The sequence below is a fragment of the Candidatus Zixiibacteriota bacterium genome, from assembly GCA_022865345.1.
GTDB lineage: Bacteria > Zixibacteria > MSB-5A5 > MSB-5A5 > RBG-16-43-9 > RBG-16-43-9.
The window spans coordinates 1-26,666 of record JALHSU010000150.1 but is presented as its reverse complement, the minus strand read 5'-3'; the positions used below and the strand labels follow the sequence as shown (position 1 = coordinate 26,666).

At 42.9% G+C, this 26,666-nt stretch carries 21 protein-coding genes; 20 read left to right on the top strand and 1 reads right to left on the bottom strand.

Annotated elements, in window-relative coordinates:
* Window position 1: 1 nt before the first annotated feature.
* The 18 genes from MUP17_07025 (at window position 2) to MUP17_06940 (ending at window position 23,349) form a co-directional block, all read left to right on the top strand.
* Window positions 2–1,195: a DegT/DnrJ/EryC1/StrS family aminotransferase gene (locus MUP17_07025; protein ID MCJ7458726.1), complete on the top strand. Its 1,194-nt coding sequence runs from the start codon at window positions 2–4 to the stop codon at window positions 1,193–1,195.
* A 4-nt stretch (window positions 1,196–1,199) separates the two neighbouring features.
* Window positions 1,200–1,685 (top strand): acyltransferase, encoded by a 486-nt coding sequence (locus MUP17_07020; protein MCJ7458725.1) that lies wholly within the window; start codon window positions 1,200–1,202, stop codon window positions 1,683–1,685.
* A complete protein-coding gene (locus MUP17_07015) occupies window positions 1,678–2,823 on the top strand; it encodes a glycosyltransferase (protein ID MCJ7458724.1) in 1,146 nt (381 codons plus the stop codon). Before MUP17_07020 ends, MUP17_07015 begins: the two co-directional genes overlap by 8 nt.
* Window positions 2,824–2,827: 4 nt before the next feature.
* A complete protein-coding gene (locus MUP17_07010) occupies window positions 2,828–3,955 on the top strand; it encodes a glycosyltransferase family 4 protein (GenBank protein MCJ7458723.1) in 1,128 nt (375 codons plus the stop codon).
* Window positions 3,952–5,064: a glycosyltransferase gene (locus MUP17_07005; protein MCJ7458722.1), complete on the top strand. Its 1,113-nt coding sequence runs from the start codon at window positions 3,952–3,954 to the stop codon at window positions 5,062–5,064. The genes MUP17_07010 and MUP17_07005 overlap by 4 nt, the downstream gene beginning before the upstream one ends.
* Window positions 5,061–6,209 (top strand): glycosyltransferase family 2 protein, encoded by a 1,149-nt coding sequence (locus MUP17_07000; protein MCJ7458721.1) that lies wholly within the window; start codon window positions 5,061–5,063, stop codon window positions 6,207–6,209. Before MUP17_07005 ends, MUP17_07000 begins: the two co-directional genes overlap by 4 nt.
* A gap of 232 nt (window positions 6,210–6,441) precedes the next feature.
* Window positions 6,442–7,251 (top strand): polysaccharide deacetylase family protein, encoded by an 810-nt coding sequence (locus tag MUP17_06995; GenBank protein MCJ7458720.1) that lies wholly within the window; start codon window positions 6,442–6,444, stop codon window positions 7,249–7,251.
* Between the two features lie 350 nt (window positions 7,252–7,601).
* Window positions 7,602–8,036, top strand: coding sequence for a hypothetical protein (locus MUP17_06990; protein MCJ7458719.1), 435 nt, complete (start codon window positions 7,602–7,604; stop codon window positions 8,034–8,036).
* A 55-nt stretch (window positions 8,037–8,091) separates the two neighbouring features.
* Window positions 8,092–8,430 (top strand): STAS domain-containing protein, encoded by a 339-nt coding sequence (locus MUP17_06985; protein ID MCJ7458718.1) that lies wholly within the window; start codon window positions 8,092–8,094, stop codon window positions 8,428–8,430.
* A 77-nt stretch (window positions 8,431–8,507) separates the two neighbouring features.
* The gene (locus tag MUP17_06980) at window positions 8,508–8,942 is read left to right on the top strand and encodes an ATP-binding protein (protein MCJ7458717.1); all 435 of its coding nucleotides are present in this window, start codon (window positions 8,508–8,510) and stop codon (window positions 8,940–8,942) included.
* Between the two features lie 8 nt (window positions 8,943–8,950).
* Window positions 8,951–11,167, top strand: a complete 2,217-nt coding sequence (locus tag MUP17_06975; protein MCJ7458716.1) for a SpoIIE family protein phosphatase — start codon at window positions 8,951–8,953, stop codon at window positions 11,165–11,167.
* Window positions 11,168–11,282: 115 nt separating this feature from the next.
* Window positions 11,283–13,646 carry a HEAT repeat domain-containing protein gene (locus MUP17_06970; protein MCJ7458715.1) on the top strand — a complete coding sequence of 788 codons (2,364 nt, stop codon included), beginning with the start codon at window positions 11,283–11,285 and terminating at the stop codon, window positions 13,644–13,646.
* 52 nt (window positions 13,647–13,698) lie between these two features.
* Window positions 13,699–14,358 carry an NUDIX hydrolase gene (locus tag MUP17_06965; protein MCJ7458714.1) on the top strand — a complete coding sequence of 220 codons (660 nt, stop codon included), beginning with the start codon at window positions 13,699–13,701 and terminating at the stop codon, window positions 14,356–14,358.
* Between the two features lie 450 nt (window positions 14,359–14,808).
* Window positions 14,809–16,515: an ATP-binding protein gene (locus MUP17_06960; GenBank protein MCJ7458713.1), complete on the top strand. Its 1,707-nt coding sequence runs from the start codon at window positions 14,809–14,811 to the stop codon at window positions 16,513–16,515.
* 78 nt (window positions 16,516–16,593) lie between these two features.
* Entirely contained in the window at window positions 16,594–20,325 is a 3,732-nt protein-coding gene (locus tag MUP17_06955; protein MCJ7458712.1) for a tetratricopeptide repeat protein, read from the top strand.
* A 53-nt stretch (window positions 20,326–20,378) separates the two neighbouring features.
* A complete protein-coding gene (locus MUP17_06950; protein ID MCJ7458711.1) occupies window positions 20,379–20,534 on the top strand; it encodes a hypothetical protein in 156 nt (51 codons plus the stop codon).
* A gap of 487 nt (window positions 20,535–21,021) precedes the next feature.
* Window positions 21,022–22,119 carry a sn-glycerol-3-phosphate ABC transporter ATP-binding protein UgpC gene (gene ugpC, locus MUP17_06945; protein ID MCJ7458710.1) on the top strand — a complete coding sequence of 366 codons (1,098 nt, stop codon included), beginning with the start codon at window positions 21,022–21,024 and terminating at the stop codon, window positions 22,117–22,119.
* Window positions 22,120–23,349 (top strand): MFS transporter, encoded by a 1,230-nt coding sequence (locus tag MUP17_06940; protein ID MCJ7458709.1) that lies wholly within the window; start codon window positions 22,120–22,122, stop codon window positions 23,347–23,349. It begins immediately after the preceding gene.
* Here MUP17_06940 and MUP17_06935 read toward each other — a convergent pair.
* Complete coding sequence (locus MUP17_06935) at window positions 23,344–23,982, bottom strand: redox-sensing transcriptional repressor Rex (GenBank protein ID MCJ7458708.1); 639 nt, start codon at window positions 23,980–23,982, stop codon at window positions 23,344–23,346. The genes MUP17_06940 and MUP17_06935 overlap by 6 nt on opposite strands.
* Window positions 23,983–24,206: 224 nt before the next feature.
* Between MUP17_06935 and MUP17_06930 the strand changes: the two genes are divergently transcribed.
* The gene (locus MUP17_06930; GenBank protein MCJ7458707.1) at window positions 24,207–25,562 is read left to right on the top strand and encodes a phosphomannomutase/phosphoglucomutase; all 1,356 of its coding nucleotides are present in this window, start codon (window positions 24,207–24,209) and stop codon (window positions 25,560–25,562) included.
* Between the two features lie 298 nt (window positions 25,563–25,860).
* Window positions 25,861–26,628: a response regulator gene (locus MUP17_06925; GenBank protein MCJ7458706.1), complete on the top strand. Its 768-nt coding sequence runs from the start codon at window positions 25,861–25,863 to the stop codon at window positions 26,626–26,628.
* The last annotated feature ends 38 nt before the right edge of the window (window positions 26,629–26,666 follow it).

Sequence of the window (26,666 nt, the reverse complement as noted above, 5' to 3'; positions counted from 1 at the left end):
TATGTTAAGATCTATTGCTCCAGCCGGAACTCAGATTCGGTTCGCAGAGATATTTGCAAGCCTCTCCTCTTTCTTCTCTAAAAGTCGCTCCAGCGAAGAATTCAAGCAAAGCCTCTGCGTATATTTTCAGGTGAAAGACTGCTTCCTGGTCTCATCTGGCAGAGCGGCTTTGACTTTGATTCTTAAAACCCTCAGGAAGATCAGGAATAAGGATGAGGTAATCATCCCGGCTTATACCTGCTTCTCAGTCCCCTCAGCCATAGCCAAGGCTGGGTTGAAAATTAGCTTGTGCGACATATCCATGGAGACCTTAGACCTTGACGTTGAGAAACTTTCACGGCTTGTTAATGAAAATACCCTGGCAGTCCTGCCGGTCTATCATTTCGGATTAGCTCACTCTATCTCTGATATATTTGACCTATGTCGGGAAAAGAAGGTTTTCGTGATTGAGGATGTTGCCCAGGGGATGGGAGCAAGATTCGGGAATCAATTCTTAGGGACTTTTGGGGATTTAGGTTTCTTCAGTTTAGGTCGGGGTAAAAATATCACCACCATAGAGGGAGGAATCATCCTGAGCCAGGATCAGGAAATATCTACCCTTCTGAAAAAGGAATTGTCAAATTTGAGAAAAAATCTCGGCATTGAATTCTTCTGGAAGACCCTAATCTACAAGATTTTTCTGAACCCTTATCTTTTCTGGGTCCCGGAGAGAATACCGGCTCTTAAGCTGGGTGAGTCTGAATTCTCTTTGGATTTTGACCTTTTCTCCCTTTCCGAATACCAGGCTAAACTGGGGTTTTGTCTTTTCCCAAGGCTGGAAGAGATTAATCAGGCAAGGATAAAGAACGCTTCCTATCTTATCTCCGGTTTGAAAGATTTAGACAGAATTTCGTTTCTTCCCTTGCCGGCTGAGGCTTATTCTGTTTACCTTCGCCTGCCGATATTATTTAAAGCTATCTCTGAGAGAGAAAAAGTCTTTCAGCTATTAAAAAAGAAGAACTTGGGAGCTTCGAAGATGTATCCGACTTCTCTGGATAAAATACCGGGAATAGAAAAATATTTAGCCCCGCGCTCGGATGAGCTTTCCAAAAGCCATCTGGTGGAGAAAACCATTTTGACTTTGCCTACTCATCAATATCTGAAAGAAAGTGACCTGCAGAATATAATCAAGGTAATAAAAGAGGGAGGAAGATGAACGTATGAATCAGCAGATATCCTTAGAGGATTATAAGACCAAAAGGAGGTTGGGCCGGGCAAAAGACCTTTTTAGGAAAATCCTGAATCTAGTCACCCGGAATTTTGTCATGAGTTACAGGTTGAGAAATAAACTGTATCGAGGCCTGGGCGTGAAGGCAGGCAAAAATGTTTTTATCGCCCGTGAGGTTTTGATTGACGACAATTTTCCTGAGCTTTTGACCTTAGAGGACGGCGTGGTGTTGAGCTGGAGAGTGGTTGTCCTGATGCATGATACTTCCAGGCATCCGCACATAGTCGCTCCGGTGACCATTAAAAGAAAAGCTCTGGTTGGAGTGGGAGCGATAATTATGCCCGGAATTATAATCGGCGAATATGCCCAGGTGGGAAGCGGGGCTGTGGTGACTAAAGATGTTGAGCCTTATACCGTGGTGGCTGGAGTGCCGGCAAAAAAGATTAAGGATAAAGTCGATATTGAGCCAGATGAGTGATCAACCTAAGAAATTCATAATCTCATTAGCTGAGGATTGGGGGAGACTCCCTTCATCCTCTCAGCACATAATGCGGGTTCTATCCAGGGAATATTCAATTCTCTGGGTGGATTCTCTGGGTTTGAGAACCCCTTCGGTCAGCCAAAAAGATTTAAAAAGAATTTTTCAGAAATTGAAGAAATTCTTTTCCGGGATCAAAGAAAAAGAGCCAAACATCTACGTTTATTCTCCTTTAGTCCTGCCTTATTTTCAAAACCGACTGGCCAGAAAAATAAATCAGTTTATCCTGACTTTGAGTTTAAAATTTTTCCTCTCTAGAAAAGAAGCTCAAAGGAGGATCCTGTGGGCTGCCTGCCCAACAGCAGAGAGCCTGGTGGGAAGGTTGAAAGAGGAAAAAAGCATTTATTATTGTGCAGATGAATATTCTGAATTTACCGGATATTCTAAAAACTTGGTAAAAGAGTTGGAGCAAGAACTTCTAAAAAAGGTAGATCTGGTCCTGGTCGTTTCTGATAAATTATTCCAGACCAAAAAAGAATACAATCCGAATATCTTTTTAATTCCTCACGGGGTCGAATTTGACCATTTTTCTCGATACAACCTAACTTCTGTGGAACTCCCTGCTGATATAAAATATATTAAAAGACCGATAATCGGATATTACGGATTGATCCGGGACTGGATAGATTTTGAGCTTCTGGAGAAAATCACCCAGAAGAAAGATTGGTCCTTAGTTCTGATAGGGCCGACAAGCGTGGATATAAGCAAAATTCAGGCAAAAGAGAATAAGCACTTCTTAGGACCTAAAGATTATAAGGACTTACCTTTCTATCTCCAGGGTTTTGATGTATGTATCATCCCCTATAAACTAACAGAGGTCACGATAAATGCCAGACCTTTAAAACTTTTCGAGTATCTGGCTTCAGGTAAACCGGTAGTCAGCACGCCTCTCCCTTCTGTTTTACCCTACCAGGACATAGTCAGGATAGGCTCAACCCATGAAGAATTCATCCAGCAGATAGAAAAATCCTTACAGGAAAAAGATGAATCTCAAAAAAAGAAAAGAATTGATTTAGCCAGGGAGAACTCCTGGGAAAAACTGGTGCAGAAGAATTTGAAACCTCTTCTTCTGGCTTAAGGTTATGAAAAGAATCAAAGTCATAATTCTGATCGCCACTTATCGAATCGGGGGACCTGGCAAAGGGCTGATGGACTTCTGCCAGGCAGCACCGGATTATGGATGTGGCCCGGTTTTGGTCGGGTTTACTGTGGGAAAAGAGGAGACTTCCCCTTTCTTAGAGGAAGCTAAAAAAAGAAAAATCCAGACTTTAAGTATAAAACATCATTTCAGGTTTGACCCAACCCTGATTACCCAGTTTTCCTCTATTCTAAAACTGAATAAAGCAGATATCCTTCAAACTCACGGTCATAAGGCAAACTTTTTAGCTCTAACCTTACGAAGGTTTTTCAAGATCCCCTGGATCTCATTCATTCATGGCTGGACCGATGAGGACTGGAAGATCAGAGCTTACAACCGGCTGGATAAATTCCTGCTCAAATTTCCTGACAGGTTAGTTGCGGTCTCTAAGGAGCTGACGTCAAAGCTTTATGCTCTGAAAATTCCCCAGGAGAAAATCAGGGTCATCTACAATGCAGTCTTTGAGGACGGCATCCCGAAATTAAATCCTCCCCTTGAGGTAAGAAAAGAATTCAGAATCCCGGCAGAAGATAAACTTTTGGGCGTGATTGGCAGATTAAGTCCGGAAAAGGGACAAATTTTTTTCCTGCAGGCTTTTTCTAAATTAGCAGAAAACTACCCTCAGGTAACCGCCCTGATTGTGGGAGAAGGACCGGATGAGAAAAAACTAAAAGAATACTGTGCCTCAAAAAGACTTGAGTCAAAGGTAGTCTTCACCGGATATCAAAAAGACATAACCTCAATCTATAAGTCTTTAGACTTAGTTATCCTCCCCTCTCTTTCAGAAGGTATGCCTAATGTGGCTTTAGAGGGAATGCTTTTTGGAAAGCCGGTTATAGGAACAAGGTTAGGCGGGATACCTGAGGTTGTCATAGAGGAAAAGACGGGAATATTAGTGTCAGCAGCAGACCCGGATAGTTTGTCTAAGGCAATACTGGAGCTTTTAGAAGATAGAAATAAGATGAGGATTTTCTCAGACAATTCCCGGAAATATGTCCTGGAGAATTTCTCACTGGAGAAAAGGGTGAAAAATATAGTGGAGCTTTACCGGGAGCTTCTGGCTCAAACATGAACAAAGTTAGAAAAATACTTCATCTAAACAACACCAGCTCCATGGGTGGAGCTGAGCAGGTGATTTTAGACCTGGCAGCTTTTACCGACCCGGAAAAATTCAAGTCCTATGTATCCGCGTTCAGAGAAGGGGAGCTTGTCTCCGAGATGAGGAGAAGGGATATAAGATTCGTCTGGCTTAAAGAGAGCACCCAGGTGTATGATTACAGGTTTTTGAAGAATATCACCCGGCTGGTAAGAGAGAGCCGAATTGACCTGATTCATTCTCATACCTGGGGCACAGATTTCTACGGATACTGGGCTTCAAAGATACTCGGGATTCCGATGCTCGCCACAGTCCATAACCGGTATTACATCTTCGAGAAGTGGACCAGGAGGCTTTCCTATAAGGTTTTGATCAGCCACGTCCAGAAGATCGTGGCGGTCTCTAAAGATATACAGAATCTGCTGAAAAAAGACCTCAAACTGCTCCCTCAAAAAATAAAGCTGATTTATAACGGGATCGATACCAGCAGATTCGAAAAAAAGTTTGACCAGGAAAAGCTCAGAAAGGAGTTAAACCTTTCAAAGGAAAACCTTATCCTGGGGAATGTGGGCAACCTGAGAGAAGTCAAAGACCATCACACGCTGATTCTATCTTTTTCCAAAGTCTCTCCTTTTTTTCCTCAGGCTAAGCTCTTGATAATCGGAGAGGGTGAGCTTAAATCCAATTTGCTCAAACTGAGGGCTGAACTGGGACTGGAGAATAAGGTCTTGCTCTTGGGACATCGAGATGACATCCCTTCTCTTTTAAACCTTATGGACATCTTCATCTTATCCTCCCGTCTGGAAGGCTGTTCTATCTCAATTTTAGAGGCGATGGCATCAGGCAAGCCTGTGATTGCCACCAGGGTGGGCGGAAATCCTGAGCTGGTTCTAGAGGGTAAGACTGGCTTTCTCGTCCCTTATGCCGAGCCGGAGAAGTTGGCTGAGACCATAGTCCAGCTTTTAAAAGATGAAAAGCTAAGAAAAAAGATGGGAGAGGAGGGCAGAAAAAGGGTTAAAGAGAAATTCTCCAGGGAAACGATGATAAAAAACTACGAGGAGCTTTATTCCCAGATACTGAGATGATTATTTTTTTTATAGTTTTAGTATTTTTGCTGTTTTACACCTATTCGGGATATTTTCTTCTCCTGAAAATCATTTCTTTTTTCAGATCTACTCCAGTTCAAAAAGGGGAATATCTTCCTCAAGCAACCCTTCTTATCCCGGTATATAATGGTGAGAAAGTGATCAGAGGTAAGCTGGAGAATTGCCTCAAACTTGATTATCCTCAGGAAAAATTAAGGATAATAGTCATCTCTGATTCATCCACAGACAGAACTGAAGAGATCGCTCAATCATTCCAGGACCAGGGGGTAAAACTTATCAGACTGGGAAAAAGGGGAGGAAAGACCAGGGCTTTAAATCTGGCCTTGAAAGATGTTCAGACTGAACTGGTCTTTTTCACAGATGCCTCTACCTTTTTGAGCGAAAACTCTTTGAGAAACATAGCCAGAAATTTCGCTGATCTAAATGTTGGATGTGTAAGCGGAGAAGACCGGAGCATCTCTGCTTTTTCAGAAAAGTCTGAATCCGGGGAAGGGCTTTATGTTGGCCTGGAGATGAAATTAAGAAGGCTGGAAAGTCAAAGCGGAAACCTGACCGGGGTGAGCGGGTGTCTTTATGCTATCAGGGAAGAGCTTGTTAACGAGATACCGAACGATCTTATAGACGACTTTTATCTTCCTCTTCAGGTCGTGAAAAAAGGAAAAAGGGTGGTCTCCGAGCCTGAGGCAACTGCCTTTGTCACTAAAGTCACTGATTTCAAAGAGGAGTTCAGAAGAAGAAGTAGAACCACCTTAGGAGGCTTGGAGGTCTTTTTCTCGGAGCTCTCTTTATTGAATCCTTTTAAGTATGGTATCTTCAGCCTGGAGCTTCTGAGCCATAAACTGTTGAGATGGCTTACCCCTTTCTTGCTCTTGCTTTTGTCCCTGACCAATATTTTTCTGCTGCACACTCATCTGATTTTCAGACTAACTTTTCTATTTGAGCTTCTCACCGTTCTGATTGTCCTGATTCACTGGCTTTTTTTGAGTAATAAAAAATCAGCAGGAATTTTTTCTTATTTCGAATCTATATTTTATTTTTATCTGGTAAACTTAGCCCTGCTTTTTGCCTGGGTTAAATTTATCTCAGGAAAAAGAGAAATAATCTGGGAGCCATCCAGGAGGTGAGAATTTTTTAAAAAGTACCGACTCAAGCGATTGATGTGGTGGTCGGGTCCCCTGACCCGACTAAAAGCATGCCAGGTGAGGGGACCTGGCGTGCACAAAGAAATACAGGAGTGTAAAGCTTTAGCTTTAGTTTTAACCTATTGAGGAACAAGAGAAGTTCTGCTGGCAAACCTAAAGATTTGCACTCCAGATACTATTTCTTCAATCCTATATTGGGAAAGAGGTAAGAGACGTGGGAAGAACCTTAATCCTTCTTTATCACCGTCTTTTGTCCAGGAAAGAGAACCTCTCAAAGATAAACTCAGAAGAAAGGGTTTATCTCTTAAAAGAAGAGGAATTTATAAAACAGTTGGAGTATTTGCATTCTGAGGAGTGGAACACTATCTCTGTGGAACAGTTATTGGAATCTTTAAAGAATAGAACTTCCTTACCGGAAAAAAGCTTGATAATCTCCTTCGATGACGGAAACCAGACCGATTATACTATAGCCTTCCCCCTACTTGAAAAGCTCGGTTTCAAAGCTACATTTTTTTTAACCAGCGATTTCATTGATACACCGGGTCATCTGAGTAAATCTCAGATTCAAAAGATGAGCCAGGCAGGAATGGAGTTCGGCACGCACGGCAAAACCCACAAATTTCTATCGACTCTGGATGAGAATGAACTGAAACTGGAGCTTCAGGAATCAAAAAAAGTGCTGGAGGAAATCACCGGGAAGAAAATTGATCTTTTGAGTCTGCCTGGTGGTTATCACAGTTCTAAAGTAAAGAGAATGGGGCAGGAGCTTGGCTACAAAGGAATCTGCACTTCCAAATTCGGACTAAACGAAAATAATACCGACCCTTTTGAGCTTAAGAGAATTTCTCTCCGATTTGATGACCCCTTTTCACAATTTATTTCCATTGTTAATCAGGACAAAAAGCTTTATCTGAAAAAGAAGTTGAGGGGCAACTTTCTGAGTTTTCTCAAAGCCATTTTAGGACCGAATAATTACTTCAAACTCTGGAATTTCTACCAGAGGATTTCTACCAAAAAAAATTAAGCCGATGTTTGACTTTTTTTTATCATATAAATCGATTTTGAAATAACAAACTCTAAAATTTTCATTAAAAAGGATAATGTTTTGAGATTTGTTCAAATGCCATACAAGTTTTAAGAAATTCTCTGAAGTTAATTATTTGATTTTCAAGGAGTTAATATCGGGAACATTATTTGCTGTTTGGTATATGAAAACAAACAAGTTAGTAAAAGGTCAGAAAAGAAAGGTTTTCGCGGTCAAAATTCATTTTGGTCAAACATCTGGTGAAAAAGCATTTTTTTACAAAAATCTGATTAATTTCCCTTGACAAACCTTCGATAATTTCTATAATAAACAGAGATTAGAGGACCTTTATGAGAGGGGTAAAAAGGATTTTGAGAAAAAGCTGGATAGGCTGGTTAATTATTTTTTACCTGGCACTGGGCATTGGTGCTTTTGTTCATTCCGCGAATTTCCCCTGCCAGCCTTCGGGTAAGGTCTATTATAAGGGGAAATTGGTGCCGGATGGCCGTAAAGTTATGGCTTACATTCAGGGTGTCAAGTATGATGAGAAAGAAGTCAGAGGAGGAGCCTACACTCTCTCCATTCCGGCGGATGACCCCTCCACTGCGGCAAAAGAAGGCTGGGAAGACCAGGAATTCGTATCCTTAAAAGTCGAGGGTTATTCAGGAGCCACGACTTTCCAGATCTCGTCAAACGACTTAACACCTCAAATCGATATAAACTTAACCACCATGGGAGTGCTTAATCTCACCACCTGGGGAAAGATCAAGGCACTCTTTAAATGAACCTGACTTGAAACTCTGAATCTTGTTCTGCGTAAAAAAAAATTAGGAGGAGAAGATGAAATTGACTACGCGTGAAGATAAAGGGATAGTGATTTTAGAACCCAAAGGCAAAATCATGGGAGGCCCGGATGCAACCCTTTTGCACGACAAGCTGCACGAGCTCATAAATCAGGGAAAAAAGAAGGTTGTAATCGACCTGGCTAAAGTAGATTGGATGAACAGCACTGGGCTGGGCATATTGATCTCCGGACTGACCACCATGCGGAATAATGGCGGAGAGCTTAAACTGGCTAACGTGACCGAAAAAATCCAGAGCCTTTTGACCATCACCAAGCTCATAACCGTGTTTGAGACCTTTGAATCAGTTGATCAGGCAGTGGGAAGCTTCAATTAAACTCTCTTTTATTTTGGAAAGAACTTAATGCAGATCTAAAGGTAGGTCGATCAACCTACCTTTTTTTATTTAAGAAAATGACTAAGGTGATCCGCAGAAAAAACCAGATTATAATCCCCAGCTCCCAGCTTTACTTAGCCAAAGTGGATAGTTTCATGGAGGGTAAATTAAGAAAATTAAAACTGGACAAAAACCAGCTGGCCGACGTGGCGATTTCAGTGACCGAGGCGGTCAATAACGCCATAGTGCACGGAAATAAAAAAGACCCTGAGAAAAAAGTCACCCTCCGGCTCATTTGCGATAAGTCCTGTATCTGCATAGAGGTCGAGGACGAGGGGAAAGGGTTTGACCTTAACTCTCTCCCCTGCCCTATTACCGAAGAAAACCTGCTCAAGGAAGTTGGAAGGGGGATTTTCATAGTCCGGTCTCTGATGGACAAAGTCGATTTCATCTTCAAGCCAGAAGGCGGAACCATTGTCCGTCTCACCAAGTATTTGAAGAATAAGGAATAAGATATAAAGTGATTCTCCTTACTTTAGTAGCTTCAGTCTATCTGGTCTGCGGCATAGTCCTCTTTTTCCTGGGTATTACTATCTTGTCCGAGGATTACCGGGGAAGGCTGAACCGGATAACCAGCCTGATGCTTTTCTTTGCCGGCTCAGGCCCAGTTTTTGCCGCCTTTGGAACCATTCTTAAAGCTGGCGGGCTGGCATCTACGACTTCGGTTTTCTACACCAATATCTTTTTCTTGTGGGAGCTTTTCTTCCCCCAGCTTCTGCTTTTCTCCTTGATTTTTCCAGCGGAAAATCCTTTTTTGAAAAAACATCCCCGGGTCAAGATACTGATTTTCACGCCTCACATCTTTCGTCTCCTTCTGGTCTTGTTCCTGTACCAGCCACGCAATCTCATCAATTTCTCCTCCCTGGAAAATGTATCCGGACTGGGAGGTTTTATTCTCCAACCGGTAACTTTCGTTCTCAAATTCCTTTCTCTTTCGGTGGAGGTAATCTACAGGTTTCATCTACAGTTTTTTTCGATCATAAACTTAACCTATCTTTTCCTGGCGGTTCTCTTCCTTTACCGGGGAACCAGAAAACTGACCCAGAGCCGCTTGAAAACTCAGGCTCAACTGGTTACCTGGGGCATTAGATCTGCTGCTGGACTTTATGCGGTCGCCTTTATCTTGCCTGCCCTGACTAATTTGAGGATCCCTGACACACTGGGATATGCACTGACCATTGCGGCTCTTCTGATCGGGGCAGGTTCTATTGCTTGGGCAATCATCCGCTACCGCTTTCTGGATATCAGGACCCTGGTAAGGCAGAGTCTGGTCTATTCCCTGACCTCGGCCCTTCTTTTAGGAATCTATTTTCTTTTGATTGCTCAGTTGAGTAATCTGATGCAGAGCCTTTTAGGCCGCAGGGTCCCCATCTTAGAGATAGGTTACCTGATACTGGCTATATTCCTTTTCCAGCCGATTATGGGATGGATGGATGAGTTGGTAAAGAAGCTGTTGATGAAAGACAAGGCTGATTACCGCATAATGATGGAGATGTTCAGCCGTAAGATAATCTCCATTTTGAATCTGGATGAGCTTAACCGCACGATCTTTGACTCCTTGAAAAAGGAGATGTTAGTGGAGGAGGTTTACCTCTGCCTGTGCGAGACGAAAAATAAAAGATTTTCACTTTTATCCGAGCATAAAGACTTTTTCTTTCCCGAAGATGACCGTCTGATAGAACAGCTCAAATCCAGGGACCGGCCTTTTTTTTTAGATGAGCTGGAGCCTGGAGCTGAAACTCCTCTTTTTAAAACTCTGATTGAGTCAGATGTTTTTCTCATGGTGCCGATTTATAGCTCTGAGGAGTTTATCGGCTTTTTCGGTTTAACCAAAAAAATCACCGGTTTGAAATATACCTATGAGGATTTAACCCTTTTAAAGGTCCTGGCTAACCAGTACGTGATCGCCTATAGAAACGCCCGTCTCTATCAGGAGTCTTTAGAAAAACAAAAGATAGAGGAGGAGCTTCTGGTAGCAAAGCAAATCCAGCTCGGGCTTCTGCCTAAATCTTTTCCCAGGGGAAAAGCCTTTGAGCTTTCCGCTTATACCCAGCCTGCCCATCAGGTCGGAGGGGATTATTATGACTTTTTAGAGAGGTCTGATGGCTCCCTGGGGGTTGCCATAGCTGATGCTTCTGGCAAAGGTGTTCCTGCCGCCTTGATGGTCTCTCTCTTACACGCCTCTTTAAGGGCGATGATGAAAAACAAATTCGAGCCTTCTGAAACTATGTCCAACATAAATCAGCTCATCTCCTCTTCGGTCTCCGACGGCAGGTTCGCCACCATGTTTTACGGCGAGTTCAATCCTCATACCCGAAAACTTTCCTACTGCAATGCCGGGCACAACTATCCCATAGTCATTCGCAAAAACCAGAAAGTGGAATTTCTCAAAACAGGAGGGCTCATTTTAGGACCCTTTCCTGAGGCAACCTACCAGATGGAGCAGGTCCAATTTGAGCCTGAGGACTTGGTCTTCTTTTATTCGGATGGGCTAACTGAGAATTTCAATGAGAAACAGGAGATGTTCGGAGAAGACCGGCTCCTGGAGCTGCTTTTGGAAAACAGGAAACTTTCCAGCGAAGAGCTGAAGGAGCTTATCGTCGGGGAAGTCGAAAACTTCGCGCACGGCATCTCTTTGTATGATGATTTCACCCTTGTGATACTAAAGGTGCTATAGAAATTTAGCATATCAAAAAAATATGGACTTGAGTAATTTCTTAAAGATTCATAAGATAGAAATAATACTAGCCGCCTTATTTGCGCTCATATTTGCGATAATTGTTGAGATAATATTGAAACCATTCAGAAAATTATTTAATTGGATCTGGCAAATTATTATTAAGATGTTCGCTGAGAAAAATTTCGAGCAGAAGTATAGAGATTGGCTGGTTAATAGATTTAAGTTTTTGAATGTTAGGGGTATAAAGACAAATGCACCTGTAGCTATTGAACTGGAACAGGTTTTTATCTCTTTAAAAACTAAAAAGCCTGCAGAAAGAATGGCAGTTTCTGCAATAGAATCTAAAATTGAAGGAATTGCAGCAGAGTTTCTAGGGCAGGAGATATTTAAAAGAAAAGAATTTATAAGAAGAGGCGAAGAATATGAAACAGAAAAAACTTATGAGTTGAAAGACCTTTTTAATATACCTCAGAAAAGGTTTATAATAATCGGTGCTCCTGGTAGCGGAAAAACCACTCTACTTAGTTATCTCGCACTAAAGTTTGCCAGAAGGAATGTTAAAGAATTGGTAGGGTTTGAAGATGAACTCCTGCCAATTTTTATAAATTTACGTGATACTTCAAAAGCTGGATTTCTGGATGTAAGAAAATTTACAGAAAATTATAATACCTATATAGAATGCCCTGATACCCCCCCTGAAGACTTTTTTAAGAAAAGATTAGATGAGGGTAAGTGTGTCCTTCTGCTGGATGGTTTGGATGAGGTAGCCTCAGCGGAACAAAGAATTAAGGTAGCTAAATGGGTGGATGAACTTACCACTGTTTATCCTCAAAATATATTTATTGCTACTTCCCGGCCATATGGTTATGAAACTGCTCATCTATATAACGACTTTTTTGAATTGCATATCCTCGATTTTACACCTGAACAGATAGAACAATTCATAAGATACTGGACCAAGATTGTGGAGATTAAGGCAAGGGGAGAGGAAAGCGAATATACTTTAAAAGAGGCGGAGAGGGAAGCGGATAAACTTTTGAAAGCCATAAAAGAGAATCCAAAAATAGAATTTCTGACGGCCAATCCTCTTTTACTCACAATAATCATCTTAGTCCATCGTTACAGAGGACACCTCCCGGAAAGAAGGGTTGAGCTTTATGATGAGTGCTGTGATGTTCTACTTGGATACTGGGATATAGCTAAAGGTATAGCTGCGGAGCTTCAGCCCCGCCAGAAAAGAACTGTTTTGCAGCCTCTGGCATTCTATTTACACCAGAATGGACTGAGAGAGGAAAAAAGAGAGAAATTTATTGAATTACTTGAGAATGAACTGCCCAAAGTAGCAGTTCCCAAAGACAAAGCAGGTGATTTATTAGATGACATCAAAGACAGATGCGGAATTGTGGTTGAAACTAAACTGCGATATTTTGGTTTTACCCATCCAACTTTTCAGGAGTTCTTGACTGCCAGATATATCCTGGATAATGATTTGGAGAATTTTCTGGTTACAAAAAAGAGAGATAAATACTGGATAGAGGTAACCTTACTATATTGCGGTATGAAAGATACTACCAATCTTTTACAGAAAATCTTGAATGAAAAAGAGGATATATTTCATACTAATCTCTTTTTAGCTGGAAGATGTTTAGCTGAAAGTTCGTCAGCCTCAACTGAGATGAGAACCCGGATCACAAATGAACTATATAATATTTACTGGAATATAAACGAATTTAATCTCTCTAAGGAAACTGCTTTAGAAGTATTACAGGAGGTTAAAGACCAGAAGATAATTCAAAAATTCATTGAGAAAACCAAGGCTAAAGAGAGTTATGTTAGATGGAGTGCGGCAGATGCCTTGGGGCAGATAAAGTCAGAGCAGGCAGTTTCGCCTTTGCTTGAGCTATTGAAGGATAAAGAGAGTGATGTTAGATGGAGTGCGGCAGTTGCCCTGGGGCAGATAAAGTCAGACCAGGCAGTTTCGCCTTTGCTTGAGCTATTGAAGGCTAAAGAGAGTTATGTTAGAGGGAGTGCGGCAGATGCCCTGGGACAGATAAAGTCAGACCAGGCAGTTTCGCCTTTGCTTGAGCTATTGAAGGCTAAAGAGAGTGATGTTAGATGGAGTGCGGCAGTTGCCCTGGGGCAGATAAAATCAGAGCAGGCGGTAATGCCTTTGCTTGAGCTATTGAAGGCTAAAGAGAGTGATGTTAGATGGAGTGCGGCAGTTGCCCTGGGGCAGATAAAGTCAGACCAGGCGGTAATGCCTTTGCTTGAGCTATTGAAGGCTAAAGAGAGTGATGTTAGAGGGAGTGCGGCAGATGCCCTGGGGCAGATTGGGGATAAAAAAGCGGTGGAGAGTCTAAAGCTATTATTAAATGATACTGCATACACTATATATGGTCAGGTTAGAAAGATTGCTTTCAAAGCTTTAAAAGAGATATCTGAAAGAACTGGTACTGAAATTTATAGGATTGAATGAGGTCTCGTAGGCTGGGCTCCAAGCCCCACACTTTGAGACCTATGGATGAATTATGGATAAGATAAAAATCAAAAAACCCAAGCCCCGTAAAACCTGGTCTATCTCTCCTGTCACCCGGATAAAGGAAAGCGGCAAGGTTTATAAAAGAAAGGGGAAATTTTCTAAAAAAGAAGAAGAACAGGAAAACGATCTTTATTTCAAGTATCTGAGAAAAGAAGAGGATTTTCGATATTGCCCGCGCTGTAGCGCAGAGCTAATCAAGAAAAAGATTGACCATAACCTGAGAAAAGTCTGTCCGGTATGCGGTTTTGTGTTATACCGCAATCCTGCCCCTGCCGCAGGGGTTATCATCGAAAAAGAAGGTCAAATCGTTTTGGTCAGAAGAAAATATAACCCTTATAAAGGAGATTGGTGCCTGCCAGCAGGATTTATCGAATATGGTGAATCTCCAGAACATTGTGCAGTAAGGGAGGTAAAAGAGGAGACCAATTTAGAAATAAAGTTGACCAGCCTTTTCAGAGTCTATTCAGGTTCTGACGACCCGCGCACCCGGGCAATCCTTATAGTCTATCAGGGAGAAATCGCAAGTGGAGAACCTGCGCCAGGAGATGACGCCTCAGAAGTAAAGTTTTTCCCTGCGAAAAGCATCCCCCAGAATATCGCCTTCCAGTCCCATCGCCAGGCATTGAAAGATTACTTCTCTGCCCGGTAGGCCCACATTGCCCTCAACGTGGGTAAGCAACCGTAGCGCCCTCACCCCCGTGAGGACGACCCTCCCCAATGCTGGGCTGACATCCCTGTCTGACTTCAAAGAACAGACAAGATGTCTGTTCCACTTTTACGTTGCCTCAGGTGCGCGTAGGGGCGGAGTTTAACTCCGCCATAGCACGGAGATGTAGTTGCTCGATTTATCGAGCTAAAAACATGCCCAATAAATTGGGCAACTACAATTCGACACTCAGACTTGTAGGGGAGCTCCGTGTGAGCTTCCGAATGGCGGGAGGGGACGAGCCCCTCCCCTACGAAAAAAAAGCTTTGAAAGGTATCTTTCCCACTTCTAAAAACCTTTTTCCTCTGATTTTACCATTATAAAAATGCCCAATCTGCCGATAAAAAGAAATGAATCTTTATCTTTTAAACTCTTCTCCTGTGGAGGATGGGAATGAACAACTCTGGGGTTAACAAAAAGGACAAAACTGCCTTGGAGGAAATGGAAAGCCTCTTTCAGAAAGTCCAGACCGCACACCCCCGTTTACAAAATAACACTACTGGAAAATTTAAAAATGACGATTTAGAAGCCCTCTTAGAGGTCAGCCAGGCGATCAACTCTACTTTGGTCCTGGATGATATCCTGCAGACAGTGATGAAAAAAGCTGTCTCTTTGCTAAGAGCAGAAAGAGGTTTCCTGATGCTCTTGGATGATAAGGGAGAGTTGCAGTTCAAGACCGCGCATAATATAACCAACGAATCCTTGAATAAAGAGGATTTCAGAATCAGTATGTCGATTGCCAATAAAGTGGCTACCACTGGAGAATCGATTTACACCAGCGACGCCTTAAAGGACGAGAGGTTCTCCAAGCAAAAAAGCATCCTGGAGCTTAAGTTAAAATCGATAATGTGCGTTCCCCTGAAAAGTAAGGAGAAGATCATCGGGATTTTGTATCTGGACAACTCCTCTAAAAACAATGTATTTTTACAGAGCGACCTTTATGTTTTTGAGCTTTTTGCCGGGCAGGCTGCCATTGCCATTGAGAATGCCAAATTATACGAGAACCTCTTAGCCCTGAAAATATATAACGAAAACGTGGTCAGCCGTACCCCGATTGGCTTGATCGTGGTTGATAATAATCTCTGGATTACTATCGCCAACCAAGCTTCTAAGGAGATCTTCAAGAGGACCGGCTGGAAAGAGGACCTCTCAGACCTTTCCTTTAGCCAGGTCTCCATTTTAGATTTAGTGCCTGAAGAGGAGAAGAACAAATGGAAGAAGATCTGTTATCAGGTACTCTATACTGGCCAACCCTATGAGGAGGCAAAATCCTTCCACAAGTTCAAAGAGGAGGAACTGGTCTTATCCCTGAAGGTCAGTCCTTTGGAGAATGTTGAAAATCGGATAATGGGCTTGATCCTGGTAGTGGAGGACATCACCGATAAGGTGCTTTTAGAGAAAAGGCTTATCCAGTCCGAGAAACTGGTGGCTGCCGGGGAGATGTCAGCTTCCATAGGGCATGAGTTAAATAACTACCTTACCATAATCCTGAACAATGCTGAGCTTTTACCTTTACACTTGAAAAAAGGAGAGATCGAAAAAGTCTCCTCCAATGCCAAGGCTATCCTGGAAAGTGTCAACACTATGAAGCGCTTCACCGACGGGCTGATGGATTTTTCCAGGCTGGAAACTAAGGTGGAGAAATATGACCTGAAAAACCTGATCGAGGACCTGCTCTTCTCCTTAAAACCGCAGACCAAGTTCTCCCAGATAAAGTTCAACCCCAACTTTGACCCGGAGTTACCTATGCTGGAATTAGATGCAGGCCAGATTCAGCAGGTCTTCTTGAACCTGCTGAACAATGCGGCTGAATCCATAAAAGAAAAACCAGAAGGAAAAGGGGAGATTTGGATCTCCAGTGAATACAAGCCTGAAGAGAAAAAAATCTGGGTGAAAATAGAGGACAACGGCACGGGGATCCCGGCGGAGAACTTAAGTAAGATCTTTGAGCCGCATTTCACCACCAAAAAAGAAGGTCACGGCTTGGGGCTGGTGACCTGTCAGAAGATCATAAAGAACCATAAAGGGGAAATAAAGGTGGAAAGCCAGTTAGGGGAAGGAACCTCTTTCTTGATCAGCTTTCCTTTAAGCTCTTCTTAAATTGTTAATGACGTTAAGACCCTTTTTTTAGAAATTTGAAATTCTCCCTCTCCTATCTTTAAAAAATATTCTGAAATTATGTCAACCGAAAAAGAGTTTATTACTCCACGCTATCAAATCATAAAGGAAATTGGCCAGGGCGGCCTGGGAAAAGTCTTTGAAGTCTCTGATCTATGGGAGGGAAAAACTGTTGCCCTGAAGCTCCATTCTGCCCAAGAAGAGCAGAAAGAAGACAGCCTGGAGAGATTCAAGCAGGAGTTCAGACTGACCTCAGAGCTCTCTCACCCCGGGATAGTGGAGGTTTATGATTTCGGGTATACTATCGACAAAAGCGCCTTCTACACTATGGAGATGGTTCAGGGAGAAGAGCTCACTTCTGAAATTGCCCGGCAGGATTTAAACAGGTTTTATCAGGTAGTCTGGCAGATCTGTGACATACTGGATTACCTTCACTCTCAGGATCTTGTTCATGCCGACCTAAAACCATCCAATTTCAAGTTGACTCGCAATATTTTCTCCGTAAAACTTCTGGACTTCGGATTGGCGCGCAGAACCTTTTCTCAGGTTTCGTCCAGTACCTCAGGGACACTCGAATATATGGCTCCAGAGGTCTTCCTCGGTCGAGAAATTGACTCACGAACAGACCTTTATTCCCTGGGGATAATCTTATTTGAGCTTCTGACCTCAAGGGTCCCTTTTTCCTCTGAAGACCCTTTGATTTTGAGGTCTGACCACCTGGAGAAAACTGCCCCTCCACCGTCTGCCTTTAGACCTGAATTGCCGCAGGGTCTGGACTCACTGGTTCTGAAACTGCTTGAAAAAAAACCTGAAGATCGCTTTCAGAATATATCAGAGCTAAAAGAGGCTCTTTCGGATATTACTCCTTTCCCAGCCTGGGGATCTGAGAAGACTTCCTATTTAAACAGAATCTACGGTGGTAAGATCCTCGACCGGGAGAAAGAATACCAGGCACTGAAAAAAGAGCTGGATGAATCACTTACCCGCGGAGGAAGGTTATTTCTGATCGAGGGAGAGATGGGAATAGGTAAATCCACTCTTCTTAAATACCTAAAAAGGGAAGCCCAGCTTGAAGGGATTCTTTTTGTTCAGATAGATTGCCTCAAGGATGAGACCCACCCTCTCCAGCCCGTAAGAGAGCTTTTCAGCCGAATCTGGCCTTTTTTCCAAAAGCTTCATCCCTCATTTGGCGATAGATACGAAGAGATTTTTAAATCTTTCTTAAACGAAGGTTATGAAAAAGAAAGTCAGGCCAGTTCAGAACTGGAAAAACTCTCTTCTTTCATACTTGAGGCTTCTAATCTTTATCCTTTTGTTTTAGCTTTTGAGGACCTTCACCATATGGGAGAAGGAAGTCTGGTTTTGTTGGAGGAACTGACTAAAATCCTGGAGAAGTCTAAGCTCTTCTTATGCGGAACCCTACAAGAAGCCAATTTAGACCCAAAGGGTAAGCTTAAATCTTTGATCAACTGCCTGACTGGTTCAAATCAGTTCCACCTTCTGAGATTACCCTCTCTTACTAAGCAGAACCTGGGTAAGCACCTGTCTCAGAAGTTAGGACAGAAAACCGTCCCTGATACTTTGCTTGATTTCATTTACCGGAATTCCTCCGGGGTTCCACTTTTTGCTTTGGAAATTTTGAAGTATCTGTTTGAAAAGAAAGCCCTGTATGTTGAAAAAGGCTCCCTGAGATTTGAAGAACAACTTCTAAAAGGGCTCAATGTCCCTGACACGATCGAGAAGACCATCCTGGGTAATCTAAAAAAATACCCTGAGGAAGTCTTGAATTTTCTCAATCTGGCTTCACTTATCGGTATGGAGTTTGACCTGAACTCTATAAAATTCCTGACAGGATACGAAGAAGACAAAATATTCGAGTCTCTTTTCATCCTTCTGAAAGACCGGATTCTTATCCAGGCTCAAAAGAAAACTTCCAGCTTGGTATACGCCTTTTCTTCTCCGACTCTCCAGTCTTTAATCTACAAGAACTTCGTAGGAGAGAAGGAAGTTCTTCATCGTAAACTGGCATATTTTCTGGAGGGACGAAAATCCAGCGGAGAAGAAATCGAGACCGAGGAGATCGCTTCTCATTTCATCTTCAGCGATGATTACTTTAAAGCTTATGACTATTCCCTTAACTGCGCAATCAAAAATCAGAAGGATCTGGACTTTCCTCAGGCTCTAAAATACCTGGAAAAAGCCTTGGCGGCCGCTGAAAAACTTCCTGACGAGAAGGAGAAATCGAAAAGAACTGCTCAAGCCCTCAAGCAAAGGGGCGATCTGTTCTTAAAAAACATCGGCGATTTGAACCTGGCTTTGAAAGACTACCAGGGTATCCTGAAAACGGTAGGGCTTTCAGGGAACCTTGAATTAATTGCTGAAACCTATAAGGACTTGGGTGAACTTTTCCGGTTAAAACATGACCACCAGAATGGACTGAGCTTTTTGATTAAAGCAAAGGAGGCCTTTCAGAAACTTAAAGATTATAAAGAGGTCGCTCACACACTGAACAATTTAGGAAATATTTACTGGATAGATTCTCAATATCAAAAGGCTTTGGAGGCGTTTGGAGAAGCTCTGGAAATTCATCGATCTTTGGATAACAAGCACGATATAGCCTCCACCCTGAATAATATGGGCTCGATCTACGTCTCGCAGCATCAGTATAAAAAGGGACTGGAATATCACACGGAATCCTTGCAGATAAAAAAGGACCTGGGGAACAAAGAGGAGATAGCCAGAAGTTTAAACAATATCGGTTTTGTCTATTATCTTATGGGAAACCTGCAAAATGCTGTAAAATCTTACCTGGAATCTCTTGAGCTGAATCAGGAGATCGAAAACCAGAAGGAAATATCTATAAACCTGGTGAATCTAAGCGAGAGTTACTTTAAATTGGGGGATTATCAGAAAGCTATAGATTATGCCAGTCAAGGGTTGAAGATAGCCCGGGACATAGGCTTCCAGCAGCCAGTGGGCTATTTATTAAAGAGTCTGGCTAATATTGACCTGGAAACTGGTTCCTATCAGAGAGCATTGGCTCAATTGAAAGAGGCATTGGATCTTTCCGACGAAATAAAGGACAAGGAATTGAAAGTTTCAGTTCTGCTTTCCCTGGGAAGGTTGTTCTTTTTGTTGAACCGGGCAGAAGATGCGAATCGGTTTTTGGAAGAAGCTCAGGAGATCTCACAGCAAATAAATGACAAAAGGACCCAGATAGCAGTTGGTCGTTTAAAGGGAATACTTTTGAGAAAGCACAAAAAGACCGCCGAAGCTCTAAAGCTGCTTGAAAACTCGATCTCCCTGGCTGAGGAGCTGAACTCGTTAGAGGATAAGCTCAGCTTGAGCCTGGATTTTGCATGGGCTTATTTAGACTCAGAACAAAACCAGATGCTAGAAACCTCTCTGGAAAACGCAAAGAAGATCATCGAGCAGAATAACATGCCTTTAATTGAGTCTGAATATTATTATATGCTTTTCAGGAAGGAATTCAGGCAGGGGAATTTAAATCAGGCTTTGAAATACTCGGAAACGGCTTTGGAGAAAGCTTCAGGGCTAAATCGACTGGAAATTATCTGGAGGATTTATTATCTCAGGGGAAAGCTCTACTTTTTGAATAATGACCTGGAGAGCGCTTATAAGGAATATGAAAAGGCTGGCAAACTCATAAAAACCTTGAGCCAGAATATAGATGACCCGGAGTTAAAACAAAGCTACCTTAACGAAAAAGAAAAGCTTGATCTCCTCACCGATATAAAAAGGCTTGCAGAGGCGATGATGAGTTCGGCGTAGAAAAGGAAAAGACCACCCAGGAGCAGGGTGGTCTTTCGATTAGGAGGTGCTAATTGTCGTTACAAAAAGCAACCAGGACAAATTACTGTCCGCCGTTAGATGATAAAGGAGCAATCTTCTCCTCTAACTCCTCCACCTCCAGGATTAATTCTTTCAGCTCCATAGAATCACCTCCTCCTTATGTTCAAAATATGAACATTCGTAGATAAAAAAATCCTGCGCCTTTTAAAACATCAACTAATCTGCAAAAATTGGCTTAGATTCGAATATCCCTTTTCAAAAAGCAAGTTTTTGTGAGGAGTAATACTAATACCAAATTACCCAGCTATTTACATCCCTCTCCTCAACCATTAATCTAACCTTATGTCATCTCTTGTCAAGCAAAATCTGATGAGGAGTAAAGATTTTTTTGAGAAATATCCATCCTGCCTCAATATATTGTAAAATATCTTACTTAAAATACAAGATATAGAAAGAAAACTTTTTGCCTTCAGAACATATTTTGTGAAATTTAGAAGTCAACCACCTCAACTCTGTGAGATAATCTTCTTTTCAACATAAAATCTTTTTCTACTTGAAAGTCAGTTGAAATCAGATTTGATAAAAACACTCTCAAGCTTTTTTGAAAAAATTGGTTTTAAAGCCTTGCCAATCTGAATGGCAGAATATATAATTAACTAAATTCTCTATATGGCAATGTCTAAACTCAAATTAAAAGCAGTAAGTAAACACTTTGATAAAAATCAAGTCTTGAAGGAGATCAGCTTCGAGGTGGAGGAGGGCGAGTTTTTCGTGCTGGTAGGTCCCTCTGGTTGCGGAAAAAGTACCATCTTGAGAATGATAGCTGGATTGGAGGAGGTTTCCACGGGTGAGATTTGTCTGGATGGGCTTTTGATCAATGACCTGCCAGCCAAACAAAGAGATGTAGCTATGGTTTTCCAGAACTATGCCCTTTACCCTCATTTTACGGTATTTGAGAACCTTGCCTTCCCTTTGAAACTAAGAGGATATCCAAAAGAGGAAATCAGACTAAGGGTCTATGAGACTGCTGACATTTTGGGATTAGGCGGGATGCTTCGGAGAAAACCCAAAGCCCTTTCCGGAGGGGAAAGGCAAAGGGTGGCTTTAGGCAGGGCAATAGTCAGAAAACCAAAGCTTTTTCTTTTTGATGAGCCTTTATCCAATTTAGATGCTCTTCTCAGGGTCCAGATGAGAGGTGAGCTTTTGAAACTGCATGAGAGATTAAAGAGTTCTGTGGTTTATGTGACTCATGACCAGTTAGAGGCTATGACCCTGGGTGACAGGTGCCTGGTTTTGAAGGAAGGCACTATTCAGCAGATCGGAACACCTTTTGAGCTGTACAGTTCACCTTCTAATATCTTTGTGGCTTCCTTTATAGGAACGCCTTCAATGAATCTGCTTAAAGGTATTCTGATTTCTTCTCTGGAATTTACCTTTGGGGACAGGCAAAGACTCTCTCTTCCGGGGAAATTTGAAAAGGATTTGAAGGAGTACGCTGGCAGGGAAATCTGCCTGGGAATAAGGCCTGAGGATGTAAGGATTTGTAGAGAAAGCCAGAATCTAAAATTCGAGTTGGAGCAGATCGAGCCTGTCGGTGCAGAGGCTTTCCTTTATTTTAAAGCCGGAGATCAGAAATTAGTAACCAGGGAAAGATTCTATGAAAACCTTCAACCTGGTATTTTCACAGAATTGTCTTTTGACCTGAATAAGGCATTATTCTTCGATTTGAAAACGGGAGAAAATATTTTTAAACTGAGAATTGATAATAGATAAATGGGAAGTTTGCAGGAAAAAAACCGGGGCTATGGTTCGATTTTTCGGAATCTGAATTTCTTTTCAATCTGGATAGGCCAGACTATCTCAGTGGTCGGCGATTTCTTGTATATGATCGCCCTGATGTGGTGGGTCCTGGAAAAAACCGGCTCCACTGCCGCTATGGCTACTGTGGCTATCTGCTCTTCCCTGCCTGCCATCATCCTGGGACCTTTTGCTGGAACATACGTTGACCGGGTGGATAAAAGGAGGCTTTTGATCCTGATGGACCTGGGACGTGGGGTGCTGATCACTGTACCTGGAGTGCTTTACTTCTTGAATCAACTTCAGGTCTGGCACATATTTGTAATCGCAGCCTTCCTTTCATCTATGTCAACCTTCTTTAACCCCGCCTTAGCCTCATTCCTACCGGTGATAGTGAATAAGGAGCAGTTAGTCCAGGCTAACTCCATATCTCAGATGAGCAGCAACTTAAGCGGAATCATCGGGCCTGCTTTAGGAGGAGCACTGGTCGCTCTTTTTGGAGCTGGAACAGTGATGTTTTTGGATGCTTTAAGCTTTTTCGTCTCGGGTATCGCCATATTTCTGGTGAGAGTCAAAGTTGAGCAGGTTTTTCCTTCAGAGGCGAGAAAAAGATTCCTGCAGGAACTCCTGGATGGTCTGAATTTTATCCGTAAAGAATCAGGGATACTGGGACTCGTGGTCTTATTCTCCATTCTTAATTTCTTCGTGGCTCCAGTAGGGGTTTTAATACCGTTGATGGTTAAGAAGATATTTAAGATGGGAGCAGAGGGGTTCGGGGTGCTTGGCTCAAGCATCTCTGTAGGAATGGTTCTGGGCAGCCTTTTCCTCGGGATGATTGGCGGAGTTAGAAGAAAAGGAACCTTTATAATGATAGGAATAGTTGTAGCCGGGTCCTTTTTAGCCCTGTTCGGAGTCTCGGAATCCTTCTGGACCTCGATCTTTCTTCTGGGCGGGTGCGGGTTTGGGTTCTCTTTTGCCAACATCTTAGTCCCGGTCGTGTTTCAGTCCAAAATACCACACGAGAAACAAGGCAGGGTCTTCGGCACCCTGGGAACAATTAGCGGAGGCTTAAGACCGCTCTCTTTAGCTTTGGTAGGAGTCCTGGGAGGGCTTTTACACGTCCAGATGATTGTTTTTTTAAGCGGGGTTTTAGTTGCCCTGGGTGGATTAACCGGGTTTTTGATACCGGGGATAAAGAAGTTATAGCTCTTTTATCTTCCCCCGGTTGGAAAGGGCAAAAGAGAGATGCTCTAACTCCATTGCCATATTGACCGTGCGCAGGACCACATTATCCGGGACCTTGAGGTTGGTGGGAGCGAAGTTAAGAATAGTATGAACTCCGGCTAATACTACCTCATCCAACACGCTCTGGGCAGCAGGAGCTGGAACAGCCAGGACCACAATCTCGATTTTGTCTTCCTTCAGTTCTTTAGCCAGATTCCTTACATCTGAGACCAGGATCCCCTTGTGATTTTTTCCGATCTTCCTCTGGTCGTTGTCGAATATCTTCTTTATGACAAACCCCTGCCTGGGAAATTCCTTGTAGGAGACTAAAGCTGAGCCCACGTTTCCCACCCCCACCAGAGCCACATTCCAGGTCCGGTTCAATCCAAGGATAGAGGCGATCTTATCCTTAAGCTCGTTCACCGGATACCCCAATCCCCTTGTCCCAAAGCTCCCAAAAAAGGAGAGGTCTTTCCTCACCTGGGCTGGGGTGAGCTTATCCCTTCTGGCCAGCTCTTTGGAGGAAACCGTGATATACCTTTCCCTCTGCAGGCTTATCAGGGTGCGATAATAAAGGGATAGCCTATGGATCGTGGATTCTGAGATTTTTCGCATAACGTTGTGAATACTTTCACATATTTTATCGGCAGAACGAAGGTTTGTCAAGCAAAAAATCTTGAATAAAAGACTTTTTTTTAGGCTTTGAACCAGATGAATGATTCCACGCGTTGCCAAAGGATTGGCAACGCTACAGATTTCTGGAGTCCATTCCAAAGCCAAAAGAAAGATTTGACAAGGGTGACTTTTTTCCTTATAGTTGTCTGAAACTGGAGCAGATAATGGAAAAAGAAAACTTGAACATAAACCCCTCAATCTTCAAGGCTTATGACATAAGAGGAATCTATCCTCAGGAGATTAACGACGATATCGCTTACCTGATCGGCAAGGCTTTCGTCCGATATCTCAATCCCAGAATAGTGGTCATAGGTCGGGATATGCGGCTCTCCTCAGATACCCTGTTCAAAAGCCTTGTCCGTGGGATAACCGAGGCAGGCGCAGATGTAATAGACATAGACTTGTGCACTTCTGATGCTCTGTACTTTACGGTCGGCAAATTCGGATACGATTCCGGAGCAATGATTACCGCCTCGCACAATCCGCCGGAATATAACGGGATAAAGATGTGCAGGGAGGAGGCTGTCCCTTTAAGTGGCAAAGAGGGGATTGAGCAGATCAAGGAAATCATACTTAAAAGAGATTTTTCAAACCCGGAGAAAAAAGGTGAGGTCAGAAATCAGGATATCCAGCCCGATTACATACAGCACCTTTTATCTTTTATCGAACCGCAGAAAATCAAGCCTTTTAAGATAGTAGCCGATGCCGGGAACGGAATCGCCGGAAAGGTTCTGCCTGATTTTTTCTCCCATCTTCCCTGCAAGCTGATTCCGATGTTCTTTGAACTGGACGGCTCTTTCCCTAACCACGTGCCCAATCCTATGATTCCGGAGAATATGGTCCCCCTGAGGAAAAGGATTTTAGAGGAGAAAGCTGATTTCGGCGTGGCTTTTGATGGTGATGCGGACCGGATGTTTTTGGTAGACGAGAAGGGAGTAACCCTGGGTGGAGATATAGTTGCTGCCCTGGTGGCTAAGAGGCTTCTTCAAAAGGAAAAAGGCGCAACCATATTATACAATGTTCCCTGTTCCAGGACTGTTCGTGAGGTCATTCAGCAAAACGGAGGGATACCCATCCGCACGCCGGTGGGACATGCGCTGATTAAGCCCCTGATGAAAAAATATAATGCCATCTTCGGAGGGGAGCATTCGGGTCATTTCTATTTCCGCCAAAACTATTTTGCTGATTCTGGTATGATCGCCCTATCAGTCTGTTTGGAGCTTCTCTCCGAAGAGGACAAGCCGCTTTCTCAACTGGTAAGCTCTATCGACCATTATTTCAGGACTGGAGAGATAAACTCCAGGGTAGAAAATGTTCCAAAGAAGCTGAAGGCAATCGTATCTCAGTATAAGGACGCTAAAATAGACCACCTGGACGGGATAACCATCGAATATCCTGACTGGTGGTTCAATGTGAGACCCTCCAATACCGAGCCTCTGCTCCGCCTGAATCTGGAGGCAAAAACCAGTGAGCTTTTAGAACAAAAGAAATCAGAGGTTTTGAACCTTATCCATTCCTGAATAGATTCTTGAAAAGCTCTTTTTTTGCAGGGCTGGTCCGCCGGTGGCGGACTGTCTACGATGGCATAAAGTATTGATTTCACGTAGGTCGGGCAACCTGCCCGACTTTCCCTCTGTATTTTTTGGAAATCCTTGAAATTTGAGACTGCCTGTAGTTGCTTGATTTATCGAGCAAGAGAATGCCTAATTAATTTGGTAACTACAATCAGTTTTTTTCTATATCTCCTCAAGTAATCTCAAAAAAATACGATAAAAAGATATGGAGACTTAAGTTCACACCCACAAACTCGAGGTCCGTATGAAACAAGGGACGAAGGTTTTGATCGTGGATGACGAGGAGAAGGTACGTCAGCTGATGATCGATACTTTATCCGCACTGGGTTACAACACCTTCGGAGCCAAGGACGGAGAAGAGGCTTTGACCCTTTTAGACCAGCAGAAGATGGATCTGGTAATAGCCGATATCAAATTGCCCAGGATGAACGGCTTTTCTCTTCTGGAATCGATTAAAGCAAAAAATCCATCCCTGCCAGTCCTGCTTATTACCGGGTACAATTTCAATTTCACTATGGAACAGGCGCTGCAGAAAGGGGCAGACGGTTTTCTGGCCAAGCCCTTCCGCATTGGAAAGATCGAGGAGGCAATCCAGAATCTTATGGGACACAAAAGACCGGAGATTGAAAAGAAATCTGTACTTAAAAGGATTCTGGTAATCGATGATGACGAGATCCTGAGGAATATGCTCATCGACACCCTTTCCTCTCTGGATTATCTTCCTTTTGCGGCTGAGGATGGTGAAAAAGCCTGGCAGATTTTGCAGGAGCAGCCTTTTGATCTGATCATCACCGATATCAAGATGCCGCATATGGATGGGATAACCCTGATGAAGAGGCTTAAGGAGAAGAACCTTAAAACTCCGGTGATAATGATCACCGGATACTCCAACGCCTACCCGGAGGACAAAGCCTTAAATGAGGGCGCGGACGGATATTTAGCCAAGCCCTTCCGCATCGAGAAGATCGACGAGCTGATGAGGAACCTCTTTCTAGAGAAAGAAGAGGTTTAAGAAATGTAGCGGAGGTCTTCAGACCTCCATTTGTTTTT